Annotated in this window: 19 protein-coding genes and 1 other RNA gene; 12 read left to right on the top strand and 8 right to left on the bottom strand. The window is 38.2% G+C overall.

The window, feature by feature from the left end; genetic code table 11:
- Nucleotides 1-124 precede the first annotated feature (124 nt).
- The 5 genes from ACFILA_RS04775 to ACFILA_RS04755 form a co-directional block, all read right to left on the bottom strand.
- The gene (locus ACFILA_RS04775; RefSeq protein WP_273790754.1) at nt 125-1,648 is read right to left on the bottom strand and encodes a Do family serine endopeptidase; all 1,524 of its coding nucleotides are present in this window, start codon (nt 1,646-1,648) and stop codon (nt 125-127) included.
- A 151-nt stretch (nt 1,649-1,799) separates the two neighbouring features.
- Nucleotides 1,800-2,738 (bottom strand): protease modulator HflC, encoded by a 939-nt coding sequence (hflC, locus tag ACFILA_RS04770; RefSeq protein ID WP_273790755.1) that lies wholly within the window; start codon nt 2,736-2,738, stop codon nt 1,800-1,802.
- A 2-nt stretch (nt 2,739-2,740) separates the two neighbouring features.
- Nucleotides 2,741-3,880: an FtsH protease activity modulator HflK gene (gene hflK, locus ACFILA_RS04765; RefSeq protein WP_273790756.1), complete on the bottom strand. Its 1,140-nt coding sequence runs from the start codon at nt 3,878-3,880 to the stop codon at nt 2,741-2,743.
- 119 nt (nt 3,881-3,999) lie between these two features.
- Nucleotides 4,000-4,509, bottom strand: coding sequence for a dihydrofolate reductase (locus ACFILA_RS04760; protein WP_273790757.1), 510 nt, complete (start codon nt 4,507-4,509; stop codon nt 4,000-4,002).
- A complete protein-coding gene (locus ACFILA_RS04755) occupies nt 4,506-5,300 on the bottom strand; it encodes a thymidylate synthase (RefSeq protein ID WP_273790824.1) in 795 nt (264 codons plus the stop codon). Before ACFILA_RS04755 ends, ACFILA_RS04760 begins: the two co-directional genes overlap by 4 nt.
- A gap of 213 nt (nt 5,301-5,513) precedes the next feature.
- Here ACFILA_RS04755 and ACFILA_RS04750 point away from each other — a divergent pair, with 213 nt between their 5' ends.
- The 3 genes from ACFILA_RS04750 to ACFILA_RS04740 all read left to right on the top strand — a co-directional run bounded on the left by ACFILA_RS04750 (nt 5,514) and on the right by ACFILA_RS04740 (nt 11,051).
- Nucleotides 5,514-6,821 carry an MFS family transporter gene (locus ACFILA_RS04750; protein WP_375643461.1) on the top strand — a complete coding sequence of 436 codons (1,308 nt, stop codon included), beginning with the start codon at nt 5,514-5,516 and terminating at the stop codon, nt 6,819-6,821.
- A gap of 959 nt (nt 6,822-7,780) precedes the next feature.
- Nucleotides 7,781-9,091 (top strand): MFS family transporter, encoded by a 1,311-nt coding sequence (locus ACFILA_RS04745; protein WP_375658197.1) that lies wholly within the window; start codon nt 7,781-7,783, stop codon nt 9,089-9,091.
- A gap of 652 nt (nt 9,092-9,743) precedes the next feature.
- Complete coding sequence (locus ACFILA_RS04740; protein ID WP_273790760.1) at nt 9,744-11,051, top strand: MFS transporter; 1,308 nt, start codon at nt 9,744-9,746, stop codon at nt 11,049-11,051.
- Nucleotides 11,052-11,118: 67 nt separating this feature from the next.
- On the opposite strand, the gene ACFILA_RS04735 is transcribed toward ACFILA_RS04740, so the two are convergent.
- The gene (locus tag ACFILA_RS04735) at nt 11,119-11,424 is read right to left on the bottom strand and encodes a DUF2853 family protein (protein WP_375660748.1); all 306 of its coding nucleotides are present in this window, start codon (nt 11,422-11,424) and stop codon (nt 11,119-11,121) included.
- 97 nt (nt 11,425-11,521) lie between these two features.
- Between ACFILA_RS04735 and ssrA the strand changes: the two genes are divergently transcribed.
- The 5 genes from ssrA to ACFILA_RS04710 all read left to right on the top strand — a co-directional run bounded on the left by ssrA (nt 11,522) and on the right by ACFILA_RS04710 (nt 15,522).
- Nucleotides 11,522-11,878, top strand: a transfer-messenger RNA (tmRNA) gene (ssrA, locus tag ACFILA_RS04730).
- A 179-nt stretch (nt 11,879-12,057) separates the two neighbouring features.
- Nucleotides 12,058-12,609 (top strand): SspB family protein, encoded by a 552-nt coding sequence (locus ACFILA_RS04725; protein ID WP_375631167.1) that lies wholly within the window; start codon nt 12,058-12,060, stop codon nt 12,607-12,609.
- Between the two features lie 8 nt (nt 12,610-12,617).
- The gene (locus tag ACFILA_RS04720; protein ID WP_273790763.1) at nt 12,618-12,800 is read left to right on the top strand and encodes a DUF4169 family protein; all 183 of its coding nucleotides are present in this window, start codon (nt 12,618-12,620) and stop codon (nt 12,798-12,800) included.
- Between the two features lie 10 nt (nt 12,801-12,810).
- Nucleotides 12,811-13,062 carry a ribbon-helix-helix domain-containing protein gene (locus ACFILA_RS04715; protein WP_273790764.1) on the top strand — a complete coding sequence of 84 codons (252 nt, stop codon included), beginning with the start codon at nt 12,811-12,813 and terminating at the stop codon, nt 13,060-13,062.
- 120 nt (nt 13,063-13,182) lie between these two features.
- A complete protein-coding gene (locus tag ACFILA_RS04710) occupies nt 13,183-15,522 on the top strand; it encodes an ATP-dependent helicase (RefSeq protein WP_375637651.1) in 2,340 nt (779 codons plus the stop codon).
- 56 nt (nt 15,523-15,578) lie between these two features.
- Here the strand turns inward: ACFILA_RS04710 and ACFILA_RS04705 are convergent, their stop codons facing one another.
- Nucleotides 15,579-16,208: a DapH/DapD/GlmU-related protein gene (locus ACFILA_RS04705; protein WP_375631169.1), complete on the bottom strand. Its 630-nt coding sequence runs from the start codon at nt 16,206-16,208 to the stop codon at nt 15,579-15,581.
- A gap of 135 nt (nt 16,209-16,343) precedes the next feature.
- On the opposite strand from ACFILA_RS04705, the gene ACFILA_RS04700 reads away from it, so the two are divergent.
- From ACFILA_RS04700 to ACFILA_RS04685, 4 genes are all read left to right on the top strand, one after another.
- The gene (locus ACFILA_RS04700; protein WP_273790767.1) at nt 16,344-16,925 is read left to right on the top strand and encodes an SCO family protein; all 582 of its coding nucleotides are present in this window, start codon (nt 16,344-16,346) and stop codon (nt 16,923-16,925) included.
- 26 nt (nt 16,926-16,951) lie between these two features.
- On the top strand, nt 16,952-17,821 hold the full coding sequence (locus ACFILA_RS04695; RefSeq protein WP_273790768.1) for a 50S ribosomal protein L11 methyltransferase: 870 nt from the start codon (nt 16,952-16,954) through the stop codon (nt 17,819-17,821).
- Nucleotides 17,822-17,843: 22 nt separating this feature from the next.
- The gene (locus ACFILA_RS04690; RefSeq protein ID WP_375660747.1) at nt 17,844-19,670 is read left to right on the top strand and encodes an aminopeptidase P family protein; all 1,827 of its coding nucleotides are present in this window, start codon (nt 17,844-17,846) and stop codon (nt 19,668-19,670) included.
- A 905-nt stretch (nt 19,671-20,575) separates the two neighbouring features.
- On the top strand, nt 20,576-21,271 hold the full coding sequence (locus ACFILA_RS04685) for a hypothetical protein (protein ID WP_375660746.1): 696 nt from the start codon (nt 20,576-20,578) through the stop codon (nt 21,269-21,271).
- Between the two features lie 393 nt (nt 21,272-21,664).
- Here the strand turns inward: ACFILA_RS04685 and ligA are convergent, their stop codons facing one another.
- On the bottom strand, nt 21,665-23,824 hold the full coding sequence (gene ligA, locus ACFILA_RS04680; RefSeq protein ID WP_375660745.1) for an NAD-dependent DNA ligase LigA: 2,160 nt from the start codon (nt 23,822-23,824) through the stop codon (nt 21,665-21,667).
- Nucleotides 23,825-23,930 lie beyond the last annotated feature (106 nt).

Genomic DNA, 23,930 nt, shown 5'->3' with positions numbered 1-23,930 from the left:
TATATTGCACACCCCATGCTCTCTATCGTGAAATGAATTTGAGAAATATTGGACATCACATGCCTAGCTTGCAAAATATCCCATATACTAAGGCTGATAAAAAACAAAAAATAATTTTTAAGGATCAATCCATTAGGAGCGTTACGAACCGTAACTCTCCATCTGGACGCGCTACAATAAATAGAGCATTTTTGCGTCCAGCTTCACGTAATTTATGAATACGTTTTTTAGCCTCATCAATTGTTGTGATAGAACTCTGATTGATATCAACAATCACTTCACCAACGCGAATACGCTTTTTATCCGCTGCACTATTTTGTGCAACAGATGTCACCACTAGTCCTCGAAGTTTATCTGAAATTGAATAACGATGACGCAAATCCTCCGTCAGTTCAGATAACGTCATTCCCATAAATTGCATTGTCACGTTTTTCGACAGATCTTGATTTTTTTTATCATCAACTTCTTCTTCTGTATCTTCATTTGGATCTGTTTCAATCAAACGTCCAAGCTTAACTTTTACTGTTTCTTCTTGCCCATTCCGTAAAACAGTAACATCCACCACCTTTCCTTCTGAACTTTCTGCAACTAAACGCGGCAAATCACGTGCATGCTTAATTTTGGAATTACCAAAAGAAAGAATAACATCTCCAGTTTGTAACTGGCTATTATCTACATTATTTTCTTCCGTCTGTTCTATTTTACCAGCCACCAATGCTCCCACAGCATTGTCCAATTTTAAACTTTTTGCAATATCCTCTGTTACCGGCTGAATACGAATAGCCAACCAACCACGTCTTATTTCTCCAAAATCACGCAATTGATTAATAACAGAAAGAGCCATATCCGATGGAATAGCAAATCCAATACCGATAGATCCTCCCGAAGGTGAAACAATTGCTGTATTAATGCCAATGACTTCACCATTTCTATCAAATAACGGACCACCAGAATTGCCCCGATTAATTGCTGCATCTGTTTGAATAAAATTATCATAGGGACCAGCATTAAGATCACGGTTACGCGCAGAAATAATACCAACCGTCACACTTCCACCAAAACCATAAGGATTACCAATAGCCATAACCCAGTCACCAATACGTGCTTTTTCTGAGTCACCAAAACGCACAGCTTTTAATTTTTTACTTCCTGCATCGACTTGAAGCAACGCCAAATCAGTTTTGCTATCCTTTCCAAGAAGCTTTGCCTTTAGTTTTGTACCATCCGTAAAATTAACTTCAATATCATCAGCATCAACAATAACATGATAATTTGTAACAATAATCCCCTTTTGCGCATCAATCACAAAACCAGACCCTAAAGAACGCACCTTTTGAAATTGACTATCTTTTTGAGCATCCTTGGGTGTAAAAAAATCACTAAAATATTCCTCCAGCAATGAATCTTTTGGGATAACGGGTACCGAGGTATTTTCATCCTGTTCTGTTCCTTCAACAGTCTGTGCCGTGGAAATATTCACAACTGTTTCCAAAAGCTCAGAAGCTAAATCAGGAATAGAAAGCAATGCCTCGCTTGTCTCTGCTCCCCAAGACAAACCTGACCCTGATAGAAACAAAGTCACACAAAAAACAACTCTTGTGATAAAAAACTTTAAAAACGTATTTTTACTCACGACACTTCTATCCATGACATGCCTTTAATCAAAGATGCAAAGAGCCCCACTAAATTTATCTACATAAAACCAGCACGGCTCGATACTCTCTACCACTTTTACCATAAAAGAAAATGGTCACAGATCATTCTTTTCATGCAAAATCTCGTATCTGCAATCCATTATTTTATCTATTCTCTCCCGATTTTGGATCAGTTTTACTAATGCCAGTATTCATTGTCGGTAAGAATGCTTTATTTGCCTGCGGCGGATTACGAAAATAGAAAAAGAAATCCTCATTTGGAGAAATCACCATCGGTGTTTTCTCTAAATTCTTGTATTGTTCCATCGCCAACCAAAAATCGTAAAAAGACGGATTAGCCTCCCTCGCATTCAATAAAAGACGAATACTTTCAGCCTGACCTTCACCACGAGTAATTTCAGCATCACGCTTTGCCGCTGCTACAATTTCTTCATATTCACGATTAGCTTCTGCTACAATACGATCTCGCTCTTGTTGACCACGAGCACGGATATTTTCCGCAGCAGCTTCACGTTCAGCTGCCATTTGCCGATAGACATCTTCTGAAACAGCATCAGTCAAATCGGTTTTACGAATACGCACATCAACAATGGTAATACCCAACGAACCTGCATCTACAGAAAACTGCTTCTGTACTTCAGCCATCATCGCGCCTCGTTCATCCGATAAGGCTGCTTTAAATTCTCGCTTACCATAAACAGCGCGCAAAGCGTCAATAAACCGTGGTGCAAGGTTTTCACGTGCCGCAATTTGTGGACGCCCAGAAGCAATGCGCTGTAAAAACAACTTAGGATCTGTAATACGGTAAATAAAGAACGCATCCACCTCATAATACGCACCACCACGAACCTGTACAGATTGTGTAGGAACATCGTAACGCAATAACCGATTATCAACAATGATCATCTTATCGATAAAGGGCGCCTTGAAATAGATTCCAGGATTAGATTCTACCTGAACAATTTGTCCAAAACGCTTAATTGCTACTTGTTGACGAGGATAGACGATAAATACGGACATCCACAAAATCATCAAAACAAACACTATAGCACTAAAAACAAACAAAAAGCGAGATTGCTGCATAATTAATCTCCTCCAGAAATACGAGAATCTAAGAGTAACGCAGGACGCGCTGATGTTGCCTTTACTTTTTCCGATGACTTGCTACGCAACAATTCGTTCAAAGGTAAATAAGGCACCGCTGGAGAATTTGCCTGATCAAGAACCAGCTTATTTGGTGAAGAAAGAATCCGCCCCATCGTCTCCATATAGAGACGATAGCGAGCAGCTTCTGGTGAAATCGCAGCCTCACGAGCTATCGCCTGAAAACGTTCAGCACGCCCTGTTGCCTCTTCAACCATTTGTGCCTTTTCACCTTTTGCGATTTCCCGTGTGCGTGAAGCTTCACCATTTGCTAAACCAATTTTCGTAAAACGCACACGATTCCCCTCTTCAATCATTCTTCCACGTTCCTGCTCCGCCTGCTGAACAGAATTAAACGCAGCAGCAACCTTTGTCGGAGGAGCAGCTTCACTGATAGACACACGACTTATTTCAACACCAAGTTGATATTTATCTACAGTCAACTGAATAATCTTTCTGACGTCATTAGCAACTTCCTCTTTCTTGTCACGTAAAACATCATCAACCGGCCGCGAACCAATGACCTCACGCATTGCACTCTCAGCAACTTGGCGGACTGTTCCCTCTTGATCATTCACATTGAATAAAAACTGACTAGGGTATGAAATCCGATAGTAAACGGAAAAGTTAACATTAACGATATTCTGATCACTTGAAAGCATTAAGCCATCACTTTGTTGCGCCTGACCAGGCTTCCCACCAATCGCAATTGTTTTTTCCGTTAAAGGTACTTTCATATAGGTCTCAATTGGCCAAAAATGAAAATGCAACCCATCACCAATAATACCTTCTTTAGGGATGCCAAAGCGCAACTCTACCGCTTGTTCATTTTGCTGAACAATATAAATTGACTGGTATAGCCAAAAAAACACAATAAGCAGAAGGAATAAAACAGAAAAACTGCTTCTCCCGAATTGTTTAAACTGATCCTGCCCTTTGCGCAAAATATCATTAAGATTAGGACCATTTTCGCCACCATTACCGCCACCAGAACCAAAGAGATTCTTAGCTGGTGTTTTTTTGTCACCACTGTTTTTATCGCCACTCCACGGGCCACCACCATTTTGATTTGTCCAGGGCATTATCACCTCTTTAACTGATTACCACTACTCGAACACCAACCATTTGCTTGATCTTATAGGGTGTCTCTTACCTCATTACAATACAACTGATAACCCCTTCCACTTCATATTACAAAAAATTATTTCCGCTCATAAACAACAAAACGTGTCGGATGACTATCTTTATCCCCTTTTGGAATATCTTGTGTTTGCACAATAGTCCACTTTTCTTTATCAAAAACAGGAAAAAAACTATCACCTTCTATAGAAGCTAAAACTTCTGTAAGAAATATTTTATCAGCCATATGCAACCCTTGTTGAAAAATTGCACCACCACCAATAATAAAAATTTCCTCTACATCATTTTGAGAAGCAACGCTTGTTGCAAGAGAACAAGCTTGCGATAAAGAGTGAGCAACAACAGCCCCCTCAGCACAAAAGGTACAATCACGCGTAATGACGATATTTGTACGCCCTGATAAAGGTCTCCCGATAGAATCCCAAGTTTTTCTTCCCATAATAATGGGCTTACGCAACGTCAAAGCTTTAAAGCGTTGCAAATCCGTCGATAAATGCCACGGCATTGCACCTTCACGACCGATAACACCATTTTCTGCAACAGCAGCAATTAAACAAATGGAAATCGTCATATTGCTACCGGCGCTTTAATATGAGGTTGTGCTTCATAATTAAGCAACTCAAAATCCTCAAATTGAAAAGAAAAAAGATCTGTTACCGCTGGATTTATGCGCATACATGGCAAAGCATTTGGTATACGAGACAATTGATATTTTGCCTGTTCAAAATGATTAGAATAAAGATGAGCATCTCCCAGAGTATGAATAAAATCGCCTACTTTAAGACCGCTTACTTGCGCAATCATCATCGTTAGCAATGCGTAGGATGCAATATTGAATGGAATACCTAAGAAAATATCCGCCGAACGCTGATAAAGTTGACAAGATAATTTACCCTCCGCAATGTAAAATTGAAAAAGACAATGACACGGAGGTAACGCCATTTCCTCTATTAATGCAGGATTCCAAGCTGATACAATCAAGCGACGAGAATCTGGCGTTTCCTTAATCATCGTTAAAAGATTGTTAATTTGATCAATATGGCGTCCATCAGGAGCAGGCCAAGAACGCCACTGATAACCATAAACAGGACCAAGATTTCCCTTTTCATCAGCCCATTCGTCCCAAATCGACACACCATGCTCTTTCAACCAAGCGATATTTGTATCGCCTTTAAGAAACCACAAAAGCTCATAAATAATTGAACGTAAGTGTAGCTTCTTTGTTGTCAACAACGGAAATCCTGCTTGTAAATCAAAGCGCATCTGATACCCAAAGATAGATCGCGTGCCAACACCCGTTCGATCTGTCCGATCAATACCCTGATTTAAAACATGAGATAAAAGAGCAAGATATGACTTCATAGGGCTATTATGTCCGATTCTTCTCATTATAGAAAATAAAAACTGTAAAATCCGTACAAACATAATTCAAATCTTTTTCCAAAAACATCTTACACAAGAAATTATCATGATCTGACTAAATTTTTGATGCAAAAGATAAAATACTATAGACAGCTTCTAAAAAAATGACATAAATGAACAAAGATGGATAAACATCAAATAAAGGGATCGACTATGGAAAAACAAGAAGCTTTAAAACCACATGATACAAGAAAACGTATCTGGGCTATCGTGTCCAGTGCATCAGGTAATCTAGTAGAATGGTATGACTTTTATGTTTATTCCTTTACATCTATTTATTTTGCATCACAATTCTTTCCCTCAGATGGCAATGTCGTTACGCAACTTTTAAAAGCGGCTGGTGTCTTTGCTATTGGTTTTCTTATGCGCCCAATCGGCGGATGGCTTTTTGGCTTCATTGCCGATCGTTACGGACGCAAACGCTCAATGCTTATCTCTGTTTTTATGATGTGTGGTGGTTCGTTCTTAATCGCCCTACTTCCTACCTATGAAACCATTGGAGTGGCAGCAGGAATTCTTTTACTTTTACTCAGAATGCTTCAGGGGCTTTCTGTCGGTGGTGAATATGGTACAACAGCAACTTATATGAGCGAAATCGCCCTCAAAAATCGCCGTGGATTTTTTAGCTCTTTCCAATATACCACACTGATTGGTGGTCAACTTCTAGCCAGTCTCGTTATATTCATTTTAGCGCTTTATCTCACCGAAGATCAGCTAAAAGCGTGGGGCTGGCGTATTCCATTTGCCATTGGTGGATGCGGCGCAATTGTTGCGATTTATCTACGCCGCACACTCCATGAGACAACGACCAAAGAAAGTCGTTCTAGTGCACAAGCTGGTAGTATTAGGGGACTTCTGAGCAACCACCGAAAAGCTTTTTTTCTAGTTATCGGCTTTACCGCTGGAGGATCGCTCACATTTTACACCTATACGACTTACATGCAGAAATATCTGATCACAACCACCGGCTTTGATAAACATACAGCCACAACTATAATGACTGCTGCACTCTTTGTTTTCATGTTACTCCAACCCCTCTTTGGTTCTCTCGCAGATAAAATTGGAACAAGAACTTCTCTCCTTATTTGGAGTGTCTTATCTATTATCTTTACCATTCCTGGACTTAATATGATTGGTAATACTGATAGTACATGGATTGCTTTATCAGTCATTACTGGAATGCTCTGCATTATGAGCTTTTATACATCTATCTCTGGCATTGTAAAATCAGAAATGTTTCCCGCTTCAGTACGAGCGATAGGAGTTGGGCTCTCTTATGCTATTGCCAACGCACTGTTTGGCGGTTCTGCTGAATATGTCGCGCTTGGATTAAAAGATCTTGGATATGAATCTGTCTTCTATTTTTATATAACCGGCATGATGATTATTGCATTCATTGCTGTTCTCTTAATGCCAGATGCTCGCAAAAAAGGGTATTTACAAGGAGACGATATTCATTAACCTTTAATGTTAACAAACAAGGGTTTCAACAAAAAAAGCAAAGCCCAGTATTCTGGGCTTTTTTATATTCTTTCCAATAGAAGTTTAAAGCTCACAGTTTTTTATCCCTTCAAACACTCTAAAGAAGCAATGTTCCCTCCTACACACGCCGCTTATAAAAACAAATGGCTTCATATTATTATGTAATAAATACTTCTTTTGCTGAATTTAATTCACGGAAGATAAAAAACGTTTGATTTATTTTAATATTCCCATTCCCACTCAACGTCGAAGAAAAGTGATTATCTTTCAAGAAATTTTATCAATAATAAAGATTACACTCATGATTTTGTTTAATACGTTCTTAATGGTACCCCCTCATGCAAAACAAATCCTTTCATGAAAAATAGAAAATACCATTATATTATGAATTCGCACACTTTTTTGAGAAACATTTCTCAATGCACCCAACTCCATTTCACAACGGCACCCGTGAATGACATAACGTAAAAGCCCCGTAAAGTATAAACATGGGCATCACTCTCTTTACACTTAATAAAAGTGCAAGCCGCTATCATTATACTATTGAGGAACTCTTAATATTGTACTCCCCCTTAACACTTAAGATCATTCCTAAAAAGTATTTTAACTGATACACCAACCTCGCATGCAATAGTCAATAACATCATTTTACGAAACAACATCAAGCATATAAACTAAAGAGTATCATATCTTCATAAGCACTCTGCATATGCAAATAATTCACAATCAAACAAAAAATAATATTTCCTTAAGGATAGTAAAAAGCGCATAATTTACGCAATATAACAACACCATAAGCCCAAAACAGCACTGATAGCTCTAGAAAAAATCTTTATGTTTCCCTGAAAAATTATCATGGTACAATGGCGTTTTTATAATGCACATCGTAAATAGCTTTAAAAAGAAGAAAAGTTATAAATCTAAAAGGGGAATACTTCATGAATAATCAAACAACTTTAGACCCACATGATACAAGGAAACGTATTTTTGCTATCATGTCCAGCGCATCAGGAAATCTGGTAGAATGGTACGACTTCTATGCTTACTCCTTTGCATCGGTTTATTTTGCCTCACAATTTTTTCCTGAAGATGAAGATATCGTTACACAACTGTTAAAAACAGCAGGAATCTTTTTTATTGGCTTTCTTATGCGTCCAATTGGAGCATGGCTCTTTGGATTCATTGCGGATCGTTATGGACGTAAACGCTCAATGCTTATTTCTGTTTTTATGATGTGTGGTGGCTCTTTTCTCATTGCCATACTTCCCACTTATAAAACCTTGGGAATAGCAGCAGCATTCCTTCTCCTTTTTGTCCGTATGTTTCAAGGACTTTCCGTTGGAGGTGAATATGGTACAGCAGCAACTTATATGAGCGAAGTTGCACCCAAAAATCGTCGCGGGCTCTTTGCTTCTTTTCAATATGCAACAACGATCTCAGGTCAACTTCTCGCAAGTTTTATAATATTTATTTTAGCCCTTTACCTTACTGAAGATCAGTTAAAAGCGTGGGGATGGCGTATTCCTTTTGTGATTGGTGGCTTTGGAGCAATCGTTGCAATTTATCTGCGTAGTTTGCTCCATGAAACAACAACCCACAAAAGCCGCTCTGAAAAACATGCTGGTAGTCTTCGAGAACTTTTTCGCAATCATAAAAAAGCTTTCTTTTTGGTTGTTGGCTTTACAGCTGGTGGATCACTCACATTTTATACATACACTACTTATATGCAAAAATATCTGATCACAACCACCGGCTTTGATAAACAAACCGCAACAACGATAATGACTGCCGCCCTCTTTATTTTTGTGCTACTCCAACCCCTTTTTGGTTCCCTAGCCGATAAAATTGGAGCAAGAGCTTCACTCATTAGTTGGGGGCTATTATCCATTATCTGCACTATCCCTGTACTTAAAATGATCGGTAATGCCCATAATCCATGGACAGCACTCTTAATCATTATTGGAATACTCTGTGTTATGAGTTTTTATACGTCCATCGCTGGTATCATAAAAGCAGAATTGTTCCCTGCTTCAATCCGAGCAATTGGTGTTGGATTTGCTTTTGCCATTGGCAATGCACTCTTTGGCGGTTCTGCCGAATATGTAGCGCTTGGATTAAAAAATATGGGATACGAATCTGTTTTCTTTTTTTACATAGTTGGTATGATGGTCATTGCACTCATCTCTATTCTTCTTATGCCCGATATAGATAAAGGAGGATATCTCGATAAAGACGATAGACTTCATTAAACTTATTTTCTGGATAAAAAAAGCCCAAGAAATTGGGCTTTTTTCATCTCCTCTCCATCCTAACAAAGAACGAAAATTCTGCCCCGCATTCGTCTTACAAACAACTCAGTTTCTCTTAAATTGTCTATAGTTACTGCCCTCTTTATGTAATTCACTTGATAAGATTCTATAGGCAAGCCCTACCCTAAATATTTATCATGATATCTGAAAAATACCTCATACGGAAAACCTTATCTGAGCCTTACCTCCCCCTCCTAAATAATGATGTGTGGTGATACAACAAGATAAGCAAGGACACAAAAATCCCCTTTTACATTATTTAAGCTTTATGAAATGTCTTCAGTTTTTGGGCTTTCTGCTCATAAAGACCATCTCTTCTATAATCTTCCGGTATGCCAATAATTGCATTCTTCTCATAAAGTTTAAAGGTATCTTGATCTACTTTTCAATGTTCTCTCCCTTTAAATGCAACGTGATAACTTTTTATTCTATAACACAAGTAAAAATCTTAAAACGAATGACAACATAACTCTAATAAATCATCTTAAAGAGTTTCCCTAAGAAATTATTATAATACAATTGAATTTTTCTGGAAATCATAAACAATTATGTTTAGAAAATATAAAATATAAATCCAAAAGGGGAACAATTCATGAAAAATGAAACAACTTCAGCATCACAGGATGCAAGAAAACGTGTTTTTGCTATTATAGCAAGCGCATCAGGAAATCTCGTAGAATGGTATGATTTTTACGTTTACTCATTTGCATCAATTTATTTTGCATCACAATTCTTTCCCTCCGATGGTGATACGATTACGCCACTGTTAAAAACCGCGGGTGTGTTTTTTATTGGCTTTCTTATGCGCCCTATTGGAGCTTGGTTTTTAGGATTTGTCGCCGATCGTTATGGACGTAAACGCTCGATGCTTATATCCATTTTTATGATGTGTGGTGGCTCTTTTTTCATCGCCATACTTCCCACCTATGAAACCTTAGGAATAACATCAGCAATCCTTTTACTTTTAGCTCGAATGATGCAAGGACTTTCAGCGGGTGGTGAATATGGTACAGCAGCCACTTATATGAGCGAAGTTGCTCTCAAAAAACATCGTGGGCTTTTTGCTTCTTTCCAATCAGCCACCCTTATTACAGGTCAACTTCTTGCCAGCTTCATTATATTTATTCTAGCATCTTATCTCTCTGAAGATCAGTTAAAAGCATGGGGATGGCGCATTCCTTTTGTGATTGGTGGTTTCGGGGCAGTGATTGCGATTTATCTGCGTCGTTCTCTCCACGAAACAACCACGAAAGAAAGCCGCTCTCACAAACACTCTGGCAGTCTTAAGGAACTTCTCACCAAGCATACAAAAGCCGTTGTCGTAATTGCATGCTTTGCATCAGGAGGATCACTCACATTTTACACCTTTACGACTTATATGCAAAAATATCTAATCACAACCACCGGCTTTGATAAACATACCGCAACAACGATTATGACAGCTGTACTATTTATTTTCATCCTATTCCAACCCATAGCTGGTATCATAGCCGATAAAATTGGAACAAAAACTTTACTTATCATTTGGAGTATACTCTCTGTCATCTTTACATTTCCTGGACTCTGGATAATCGGTAATACGCATAGTATATGGGTTGCCTTTTCCGTCATTATTGGCTTGCTCTTCATTATGAGCATGTATACATCCATCTCTGGTGTCGTCAAATCAGCAATGTTTCCCTCTTCAATACGCGCATTAGGCGTTAGCATCTCTCATGCCATTGGCAACGCCTTATTTGGTGGTTCTGCTGAATACGTTGCGCTTGGATTAAAAAAGTACGGTCATGAATCACTCTTTTATTTTTATATAACCGTCGTGATGATCATGGCATTCATTGCTCTTCTCTTTGTCCCGAGTATGCGTAAAGGAGGCTACCTCCAAGAGGATGAAAAACATTAACCCTTTTTATCAACGAAAAAGCCCAAGAAATTGGGCTTTTTTATCATTATCACAAATTTAATATTGTTTAAATTTTATGAAGTGCATTAAGGTGCTTAGCAACTAGATAATAAAAAGTCAGTCGATTTTTTCTACGCTCTCCAGACATCATCTCAGCCACTTTTGAAACAGCCATTTTAGCACTCTTCTCATCGGCTTCTAAAACATCTTGAACCCATTTTTCAACACGTTCTAACTCTTTTGGATCCGATGTAGCAACAAGCGCTGCATCCTGCTTTTTCATCACCAAAGCTAAACGACGGCTAAGTCGTTCTACTGCTGCTTCATCGGGATTTGAATCATATAGTTTAATATCTGCTAAATTATTTGTCATTTTGCATCATCTCCTCTCCAAAAATGAGCGGACTATACTTTACAGCCGCATCATATAGCTCCATAAATAATTAGAGGATTAAAAATATTAACAACCCCCCCTTTTCCTAAGACTGTTCTTCATCTATATTTAGAGGGCTGGTTTACCAGCTATGGTAATAAATGGACGGTGAAATAAACCTATTGGACCCGGGGGCGGTACCCGGCGCCTCCACCAAAATATAAGAAACCAAAGTTATATTTTGGTGGGGGCGAAATAGGATCGACAAGGGTGTAAAGATCGCTCTTTTACTCGGCATTGTACCACCGTTATCGGGCTAAATGAGTAGTTGCAAATGACAACTATGCGGAAGCACGTCTCGCCGCTTAAGGTGGTGTGAATGTTTCAATTTGAGCCTTAAACCGTCGCAGGTTTAAGCGGGGTTCGGAGGCACCTGGCAACAGAAGCCTTCACTTTTTTAAATGTTGTTGATTGATCTTTCAGACATTATCAGACATTATTTACCATAGAGTTTCGTATTTATTCGATTTATTGAGGTGCATCGTAGAAAAAATCTGCTAATTTAAAATATATTCTGTCACACAATATCAATACGCCCCATTCTGCTACGTGAAATAAAAGGAATAAACTTCGATGGTTAAAGATCAAATCCGTTACGATATTCTCGTTCAGGATGCGCTTCGTGGAGTTATCCGTAAAGTTTTATCGGAAGTTGCCAAAGCAGGTCTTCCGGGAAATCATCATTTTTTTATAACTTTTTTGACAAATGCCCCAGGCGTTAAAATTTCTCCTCGGCTAAAAAATCGCTATCCCGAGCAAATGACAATCGTCTTACAACATCAATTTAGAGATCTCAGTGTTTCAGAAACAGCTTTCGAAGTAACCCTCTCTTTCAGGGAAATAACCGAAAAGCTCGTGATTCCTTTTACTTCCATTCAGGTCTTTTATGATCCTGTAGCAGCATTTGAAGCAGCATTTGATCTGCCCTCAAATCTGACCTCTGGAGAAAGTGAAAATTCAGAAAATACCTCAACTACGCCCATTACCTTATCAAACAAACAAAAAATAGAAAATACGCTTACAAAAGAACAAAATCTCAGTACAAACAAAGAACCTTCAAATAACGATGCAAAACAAAGTCAAAGTGCTGATGTTGTATCTTTAGATTCCTTTCGGAAAAAATAATTTTTCTCATGACTGAATTGATTAATCTTCGCCAATTTCGAAAACAAAAAAAACGTACAGAAAAATCTCTTCGTGCTGAGCAAAATCGTTATCGTTTTGGACGAACAAAAACTGAAAAAAATTTTGAGCAACAAAAATCTTTAAAAACGCAAAAATTTCTTGATCAAAATCGTTTACGAAACGACGAATAAAGGTGGAAAAATGCACGAAAATAATTCTATCGATTGGTCAAAAGTCATTCCACGAAAGATATCTGTTCGCGTTGATGGACACGCAACAAGCGTCTCTTTAGAACCACCATTTTTAGATATTCTAAAAGATATAGCCCGCCAAAAAGGACAATCTTTAGCCTTTATTATCACCGATATTGATAGCAAAAGACCACAACAAGTAAATCTTTCGGCTTCGTTACGCGTTTATGCCCTTCAAAGCGTTCTCACCCAGCGCCTTTAATGTTTGTGCTTATTTTTTTACGTTCTCTTTCTGTCTGTTTAACTGAAACTGTTGTGACTTTTTAAGAGAAGTTTTTTTAATCTAGAACTTCAATAAAAAAAAGACTACAAAAGAGAGATAATGAGTAATTTTTCTGATCACAACATACCTTTCTTTGAAGAAGATTCCCCTCCAGACCATGATAAGAAGAGCTCTGGTTTTTTCTCCCATACTCTAAAAGAACAAAAATCATATAACACAGATTATTTAGAACAACTCAATCCAGAACAGCAACAAGCTGTTATGAATACTGAGGGACCTCTTTTAGTTCTTGCAGGTGCTGGTACAGGAAAAACGCGCGTTTTAACAACCCGTATTTCTCACATTTTACGCTCTGGACTTGCCTCTCCTCAGCAAATACTTGCTGTCACTTTCACCAACAAAGCAGCACGTGAAATGAAAATACGTATTGGTGAACTTATTGGAGAAGTTGTTGAAGGTATGCCTTGGCTTGGAACCTTTCATTCCACTGGCGCTAAAATTTTACGCCGTCACGCAGAGCTTGTTGATTTAAAAAGAAACTTTACAATTCTCGATAGCGATGATGTTCTTCGACTTTTAAAACAGCTTATTCAAGCTGAAGGATTAGACGATAAGCGTTGGCCCGCACGAAACCTTGCCATGATGATTGATTCTTGGAAAAATCAAGGACTTTCACCAAAACATATCTCAAAAAGTGATGCTCATTCCTTTGGTAACGGCATGGGACGTGAACTTTATCACAATTATCAAAATCGATTAAAAGATCTTAATGCTTGTGATTTTGGTGACCTTCTACTTCATTCTATCTCTATCTTCCAACATAATCCAGATATTCTTCGCGAATATCATTCTCAATTTCGTTATATTCTTGTCGATGAATATCAAGATACAAATACAGCACAATATCTTTGGCTTCGCCTTTTGGCCCAACATCCTCAAGGTCAACATGTTAATCTTTGTTGTGTTGGCGATGATGATCAATCCATTTATGGATGGCGTGGTGCAAAAGTCGAAAACATATTACGTTTTGAAAAAGATTTTCCTTCTGCTAAAATTATTCGTCTAGAACGCAATTATCGCTCAACATCCCATATTCTCAAAACCGCCTCCCATCTCATTGCTCATAATGAAGAAAGGCTGGGAAAAGTCCTTTTTTCTGCTCAAATAAAGAGTGAGGAAGAAAAGGTAAAAATTCATTCAGCATGGGATTCGGCAGAAGAAGCACGAGCAATCGGAGAAGAAATCGAACGCGCACAACAAACCGGTCATGCATTAAATCATATGGCTATATTGGTACGCGCATCATTTCAAATGCGTGAATTTGAAGATCGCTTTGTAACACTTGGCCTTAATTATCGCGTCATTGGTGGTCCTCGTTTTTATGAGCGAATGGAAATACGTGATGCCATGGCTTATTTACGCGTTGTTGTCCAACCTACTGATGATTTAGCTTTTGAGCGTGTTATTAATACACCAAAACGCGGCATAGGAGATGCAACCCTGCGCATTCTTTATGAGAGTGCACGTGCACGTGCTGTTCCTCTCTTTTCTGCTGCCGCTGACATCATTGAAACAGATGAATTAAAGCCTAAGGCGCGCAGTGCGTTACGAAGCCTCATTGAAAGCTTCCGCCGCTGGCAAAATATGCTTCAAGACACTCCTCATAGAGAACTTGCCGAGATCGTCCTTGATGATTCTGGTTATACAACCATGTGGTTAGAAGATCGCTCACCAGAGGCTCCTACAAGACTAGAAAATCTTAAAGAAATGATTCGTTCCATGGAACAATTTGAAAATCTTCAAAGTTTTTTGGAACATGTTGCACTCGTTATGGAAACGGAAAATAATGAAAATATGGATGCAGTCAACATCATGACACTTCATTCAGCCAAAGGACTTGAATTTGAAACAGTTTTTCTTCCAGGTTGGGAAGAAGGACTCTTTCCCCACCAACGCTCATTAGATGAAGGTGGACGTTCAGGATTAGAAGAAGAACGGCGCCTTGCTTACGTAGGTCTAACAAGAGCAAAAAAACATTTGCATATATGGTTTGTATCTAATCGAAGAATTCATGGACTTTGGCAACCTGCTCTTCCCTCCCGTTTTCTAGATGAATTACCAGCAGAACATATAGAAGTTGTAGAAATGGAAACATCCTATGGTGGTTATGGAAAATCTTCCTTTCAACATCACGATTCCTTTTATACTGACTATGCAACAGCAAGACAAAAGCGTGCACAAAAAAACAAGAATATTGAAGGGAAAGTTATCTCTCAATCAATCTCTCATGCACCATCAGATTTTTCTGTCAATGATCGGATTTTTCACATAAAATTTGGTTATGGTCATATTACAGCAATAGACGATCATAAATTGACAATAATGTTCGAAAAAGCCGGAGAAAAGCGTGTACTAGACAATTTTGTAAACAAAGCTTAATTACAAGTAAACCACGATCAGTTTTTTCAAGAAACCACTTTATTTTATTCTGAATGTCATTTCCATTTACGAACAAAGGCTTCAATAGGCAAATTTTGCATATCAGGCAATGCGTTGTGAATTTTATCAAGCGGCCAATCCCACCAAGCCATATCTAAAAGGCATTCTATCACATTATTGGGAAAACGCATCCGCAACCGTTTAGCAGGCACCCCAACGACAATCGTATAAGGCAAAACATCTTTCGTTATAACAGCGTTCGCGCCAATGATAGCGCCATGACCAATTGTCACCCCAGGCATAATAACCGCACCATATCCAATCCACACATCATGCCCAATAATAACACGTTTTGCACAACGCCTTTCACGAAAACCACTATCTAATGCCATATAACGAAAATATTCGTTTGGACGATAGGTTATTTTATGCGTTGAAACGCGCTCCATAGGATGCTCCAACGCATTCATCCGTACATGAGATGCAATAGAACAAAAACGCCCAATATCGCTATAAATAGCCTCACTATTACGTTCTAAATAAGAAAAATCTCCAACGGTTACATCCCGTAAAATCACCCGCTCATTAACTTCCACATAGCGCCCTAATTTACAACCATGCAGCCGTGCCGTCGTATGGATACGAGGCTCACTTTCATGAAACCGAAGATCGTTCTCAATATTCATGCATCTTTCACCAATGTTTCATCATAGATATGGAAAGACATACCAATCAAGCCAATAAAATCAACCATGAAACACACATTGCAAAACAAACCTGCCGATGTTACAATTTCTCGATCTATTTAAGAGAGTCAAACTATGAAAAATGTAATACGCATCTTGGGGCTGACAATCATATTTCTTGCAGGTGTTTTTATTTATGATACGCTGACAAATAAGCCTTTAGGTGATAACTTTACTCTCACTGATTCTAATGGAAAAAATATTACTGAGGCTGATGTTCGAAGCAAACCTTCAATAATTTTTTTCGGCTTCACTATGTGTCCTGAAAGCTGCCCTACCACACTGATGAATCTTGATCGATGGCTTACAGCCCTTGGGCCTGAAGCTGATAAATTAGGTATATGGTTTGTGACTGTTGATCCTGAACGTGACACACCAAAAGTACTCCATGATTATCTCAGTAATTTTAACAATAAAATTGTTGGCATCAGCGGAGATCCTGAAAAAGTTCATAAAATGGTCAATTCTTTCAACATCGTTGCTGAAAAAGTCCCTGAAACAGATGGAAACTATACATATAACCATACAGCAGCAATTTTTTTACTCAAAAAAGGTGGAAAATTAGCTGGCGTTATCCGTTATGACACGAAAGAAAGCGATAGCGAATTAAAAGATGAAATCGCCATTGAACGGTTAAAAAAACTCATCTTAAACTAAAAAAACCGATCAAAAGAAAGAACAGCATGTCGCAACAAATTCGCCTCTATTATACTGCTTCTAAAAATGAAGCAGAACGGTTCTATACCCTTATAGAAACAGCCTTTGACGAAGAAGGGTATCCTCTTGCTCTCACAGAGATAGATGAACAAAATGCTGTATATGAGCTTTCTCTATATGTCGATCAAGACAATCAAGAGAACGCATTGAAACGTTTTGCTCAAATCCTTTCTATAGATTTTGATAAAATTAATATGGAAGTTTTACCCAACATTGATTGGGTACAAAAAAGCCTAGAAGGACTAAAACCTGTGCAAGCCGGTCCTTTTTTCCTTCATGGAAGTCACAACCGAAACGCCATTCCAGCAAATGTTCTCCCTATTGAAATTGAAGCTAATCAAGCTTTTGGCACCGGACATCATGGAACAACAGCCGGTTGTTTAGAAATGATTGCCAAAGTCATGAAACACGAAAATCCCAAAAATGCCCTTGATCTTGGTACTGGGAGCGGTGTACTAGCCATTGGCATAGCAATGCTCAAACCAATTACTGTGCTTGCATCCGATATTGACCCAATTGCTGTTCAAGTTGCACAACACAATATCGAATTCAATGGTGTCAAGGAATATATTACAGCTATTACAGCAACAGATTTTGCCCATGATGCAATTGCATCACGAACCCCTTTTGATCTCATCGTTGCCAATATCCTTGCTAATCCGCTTATTGAACTTGCGCAAGAAGTGGTAAAGGCACTTCAAAAAGGGGGATCACTTATACTCTCTGGAATTCTTGAAGAACAACATGCCCATGTTTTGGAGACTTATATAAAACAAGGAATGAAGCATATCGAAACATACCACCGGCAAGGATGGGTTACGATACATCTGAAATAAAATAAAAGAAAAGGACGTCGTTATGTATCAATCTTTTGAGGCGACAACAAATCCTGCTTATGCAGCAGAACGCATTTCTTGCCTTCGTAAAGAACTCGATCACCTTGGACTCGATGGTTTTCTTGTTCCGCGGTGCGATGAGCATCAAGGAGAATATGTCCCCCCTCATGCTCAACGCCTTAGCTGGTTAACCGGCTTTACTGGATCAGCTGGGATTGCACTGATTTTAAAAAACAAAGCCATCATATTTACAGATGGGCGATATAAGCTCCAAGTTCGCCAACAAACTGATCCTGATATTTTTAATTATGAAGATCTCATAACTTGTCCTCCCTCACAATGGCTTGAAAAAAATGGTCAAAAACTTTCTATTGGCTTTGATCCATGGCTCCACACGATTGCTGCCACCGATGCATTGAGAAACGCATTAGAAACGAAAGCAGGTGGAAAACTTGTAGAAGTTCAACATAATCCCATTGATTTGCTCTGGCATAATCAACCAAAGTTACCACAATCTGCCTTATCAATTCACCCTCTCAAATATGCTGGGTGCGATACAGATGAAAAACTCGCTTTGATTTACAAAGATATACAGCAAACTCATGCAAATGCTTTTATTTTTACAGACCCCTCTTCCATTGCATGGACATTCAATATACGGGGCAATGATGTTTCCAACACGCCTTTTTCCCTTTGTTTTGCTCTCATTCCACTTAACGAAACACCAGCCTTATTCATTGACAGCAAAAAACTTGGTGTAGAACAGAAACAATATCTGGAACGTTATGCAAAATTATATGAACCAGAACAGCTTATTCCCAAGATCAAAGAGTATGTTCAAAAAGGGACCGTGTTTGCCTTAGATCCACAGCTAACATGCGAAAAATTACGAACTGTTATTGAAGAAAAAAATAGCTCTTTTATCACACTTACCGATCCTGCTGCTCTACCACGTGCCATTAAAAATGACACAGAACTCAATGGCGCACGCAAAGCGCATCTACGCGATGGTGTTGCCCTAACCCGTTTTTTTTCTTGGTTAGATAAACAAATACCAGGGTCAATAAGTGAAATTTCTGCTGCTCAAAAATTAGAAGAATTTCGCATAAATACAGCAAAAGAAATGGGAGAAAAACTTAAAGATCTTTCTTTTGATACAATTTCAGCAGCAGGAGAAAATGGCGCCATTATTCATTATCGTGTAACAACACAAACAAATAAACAACTCAATGCTGGTGAACTTTATCTTGTTGATTCAGGTGGCCAATATCGTGATGGAACGACAGATGTCACACGTACAGTAGCAATTGGGAATATTGGAGAAGAAGAAAAACGCTGTTTCACTCTTGTTCTCAAGGGCATGATTACTCTTTCAACTGCTTGCTTTCCCAAAAGAACCCGTGGACAAGACATTGATATTCTAGCACGCATTGCATTGTGGAAAGCTGGTTTTGATTATGCCCATGGCACCGGTCATGGTGTTGGGTCTTATCTTTCTGTTCATGAAGGACCACAAAATATTTCCCGCAAAGGATGCCAAGAACTCATCTCCGGTATGATTCTTTCAAACGAACCAGGATATTATCGCGAAGGTGCTTTTGGTATCCGTCTTGAAAATTTGATGATAGTAAAGCCAGCACAAAAAATTGATGGTGGAGATATAGAAATGCTCTCGTTCGAAACACTCACACATTGCCCCATTGATCGACGGTTAATCCTTCCAGAGCTTTTGACACAAGAAGAACGGCAATGGCTCAATGATTACCATGCGCGCGTTTATCAGATGAATGCACCTTACTTAAATGAAGAAGATAAAAAATGGGCAAAAGAAGCAACAATGCCCCTTTAAATCAAGCAACCTATAACTTTTACCCTTTCTACAAAAACAGCACCGTCTTTTTTTAGAGAAAAATATGTACTTGCGTCAGGAAATACAAAAAATATTTCTACAAGATACTTCACGTTTTTTCTGATATGGCAAACACTGACCTAGGTGAAGCAGAGTGAGATACGCCTGCACGTGGTAATGCTTATTTTGGGTATTACCATCTAGACACTACCATATCCCTAGTTTCTTTATATGGAAACTCTCGTTATATTTTGTAATCCTTCGCATCGTATTTCTAAAACACCTATTATAACCAGCTTATTACGCTGTTTGGATTCAAAAATTCTGCATATTTATTCGAATAAATTTTACCTTTTTGTTTGCTTCACAATGATAATTTATATTATTTTAATTCTTGAATCATTTTCAATAGTTGTAATTCATTATAATACATATTGCTACAATAAAATAGAATCTGCTATGAAATAAAATTAAGTATTTAGAATTAAAAGAAGGAGCATGCTGATAACATCAGCGTTAAAGTTTTTTATTTATTTGCATAGTTAACAGTACAATATTATTTTCTAGACTATTACTTACTGTTGAAAAAACGTTACCCACAATATAGATAGTTTCCAACTACACAGTATAAAAACAACATATATGGAGGCATGTGTTTTGACCTGAATGTGTTATTCAGCTAAAAATTAACAACAATAACAGAGGATATGAAAAACTAGATAACACAAAAACAGTCACGTAAATAAAGAAGATTCAAACTCTCTACAGAGTTTTACAAATGCTCTGAAAAATACACAATAAAACGTGTGTCTTATAGCTTGTTAGTTAACAAAATCTTAAGCACAGATCTTAGTAATCTATATCCTTTCCTTATCCAGTATTTTAGAAATAAAGTGACTATCCTAATGCGTATAATTTTATTTTGTTCCGTAATATTATTATTTGGATACTATATTGGGCCTTCTGTATTGAAGGAAATTACTAAATTTAAGCGAGTTCCTATTGCTTTATTTTCTGAAAATCAAGTCATTACTCCAAATCAGTACGATAAATTATACGAAGAGTACGTAAAGACACAATATCCTGATAATATATACGAAGAGCGCCTAGAAATTGCAAAAAAATATCTGGATAATAAGAGTTATGGTGTATATCATGTTCTAAGCCCTGGGATGGTAGTACTAATTCCTGAAAATATAAATCTTATCCATGCGAAAGTTGTTTGGTGTGCATGCCTTGTGGACTTATTACAGGGAGAGTACAATAAAAAATTTCCAGCATTATCCCTACCTACCTACATACATAAGCTACGTTCTCAATATAATTGGAAAGAAAACGATTTCATTTGGGCAAAAAATTTGGTCATGAACTCGACAGATCCAATGTTTAGATACGCACGAATGGTATTTAATTCTGAAATATTCTCAATCCAAATACTAGCTCTAATAAACGAAATTTCCTATGCTGAGAAATTTGAGAGAGATGAAGGAAGTCAGGAAAAAAATTATGCTGCTAGACGCATTAGCGAATATCCGAAATTTTGTAATGAAATTGGACAAGTGTACCATCTAATAATGCCTGATAAGTATAGGTACCAGTAATCTTTTATAAATTCAACATAATAAACAACTCGCATTTATATCCCTTATTCATTTATAGCGGAATGTTTTATTATATTTTGTAATCTTCCGCGTTACATTTCTATTACGGCATTTTGGATTAAATTCTACATATTTGTTCAAAAATTTACCTTTCTTCACAGTAATAATTTATATCTTTTACTAATAATAACCTTGCATATTCTTCATCATAATAGTTTAAGTTTAATATTTAAGTTCAACGTTAATTATTTTAATAACTTAATAAATATCAAAGTATATGGCGCTCTATTTTTGCAAAAAACAGCTCCTATTATCCCCTTTTTGATTTCATCCCCCCAAAAATGTAAGAAAGATAATCATATCAACAGTATACGATCTTCTGGAAAACACCCTTTAAACATTATGTTTCTCAATCAGCTGTAGCCAAACCTCTTCATCGATAACCTCAACACCTAATTCTTCAGCTTTAGCCAATTTGGAGCCCGCTCCAGGTCCTGCAACAAGAAGATCTGTTTTTTTAGAAAGTGAACCAGATGTTTTAGCCCCTAATCGCTCTGCCAATGCTTTTGCTTCATCGCGTGACATATGCGACAAAGTTCCTGTAAAAACAATGATCTTCTCCGCTATTGGTGAAGAATCTGCTATGATAGGCTCTTCATCAAGAGGTGTTACTTCTTCAAGCAAAACAGATAAAATCTCACGGTTATGCGCTTCTTGATAAAAATCAACAATTGCGCTCCCTACCTGTGGTCCAATTCCTTCAATATTGGTAAGCTCCATCCAAGCCTCATTTCCTTCTTCATTTTTCTTATCACATGGCATAAGTGCTTCCATAGCCGCGGTCTCAAAAGCTGTATAATTTTTATAAGCACGTGCAAGGCGGCGTGCATTCACTTCGCCAACATGACGAATCCCCAATGCAAACAAAAAACGGCTCAAAGGAATTTCTCGGCGCGCATTAATGGCATCATACAATTTCCGCACTGAAACAGTACCAAAACCTTCCATATTTTCCAAACGTATCAAAGATTTTTCTTGGCGCCGTTGTAACGTAAAAATATCGGCTGGTGTATGAATACAAAGCGCTTCATCTTGAACATGGAAAAAGAACTCCACTTGTTTTTTACCCAAGCCCTCAATATCAAAAGCATTGCGTGAAACAAAATGACGAATACGTTCAATCGCTTGTGCCGGACAAATAAGCCCCCCTGTACAGCGACGCACGGCTTCTCCCACTTCACGAACAGCATGACTCCCACAAGCTGGGCACAAATGAGGAAAAATAAAAACAGCAGCATCTTTCGGGCGTTTTTCAATGATAACATCAATAACTTGAGGGATCACATCACCAGCACGTTGTACAATCACGCTATCGCCTACACGGATATCACGTCCTTCACGAATGGGCTCTCCTTTATGACCAATTCCCTTAATATAATCCTCATTATGCAAACTAGCATTGGTCACCACCACTCCACCAACAGTAATAGGCGTAAGACGTGCAACAGGTGTCAAAGCTCCCGTGCGACCAACTTGAATGTCAATATCTTCCAAAAGCGCTATCGCTTTTTCTGCTGGAAATTTATGGGCGATAGCCCAACGCGGCGAACGAGAAACAAACCCCAAACGCTTTTGGAGCATCAAATCATTAACCTTATAAACAATGCCATCAATATCATAGCTTAAAGAATGACGGCATTCTTCGATATCGTGATAATACGAAATAATTTCTTTTACTGTCTTAAAGACTTTTGTTAATGGATTGATAACAAAGCCATATTCTTTTAGCTTTTTCATCATCTCCATTTGACTTTCTGCCAATATTTCACTCACCTCACCACAAGCATAAGCAAAAAATTGAAGTTTTCTGCTAGCGGTTATCCGTGAATCAAGCTGACGGAGTGAACCAGCCGCCGCATTTCGAGGATTGGCAAAAGTTAACTTTCCCTTCTCTTGTTGGCTGATATTCAGTGCTTGGAAATCTTCCCGCCCCATATAAACTTCACCGCGAACCTCAATGATATCAGGAAAATCACTTTGTAAAACTTGTGGAATATCAGCAATTGTTCGGGCATTTGCCGTCACATTTTCACCGACAGTTCCATCCCCACGCGTTGCCGCACGCACAAGCCGCCCCTTTTCGTAGCGTAAAGACAAAGATAAACCATCAATTTTTGGCTCCGCTGTTATTTCTAACACTTGTGTTTCTGGAAGCCGTAAAAAACGACGAATACGCTCAACAAATTCACTAACATCTTCAGAGCTAAACGCATTATCAAGTGAAAGCATAGGCTGTGCATGAACAGATTTTTCAAACTTTTCAGAAATTGGTGCCCCAATTTTATGTGAAGGAGAATCAATACGTATAAGCTCTGGAAAAAGAGCTTCAATTTCTGCATTACGGCGACGCAAAGCATCATATTCTGCATCAGAAATTTCAGGCTGATCATCACGATTATAAAGCACATCATGACGTGCAATTTCTTTTGCCAACCACTCTAATTCACGTTCTGCTTCAACAGCTGTGAGATTTTTATCTGCATCTTTGTTCATAAAATCTATTCCAAATTACAAGCACTGCCACAAGGATTTCCACACGCATCCTCATCAAGTGAATCTCAATAAATTCAAGCTTTCCAGTATTTTTATCGCTGACTAA

This window comes from Bartonella sp. CL71SXKL (genome assembly GCF_042194935.1).
Classification (GTDB): domain Bacteria; phylum Pseudomonadota; class Alphaproteobacteria; order Rhizobiales; family Rhizobiaceae; genus Bartonella.
The sequence above is the reverse complement of the archived record's forward strand: the minus strand, read 5'-3'. Positions and strand labels throughout refer to the sequence as shown.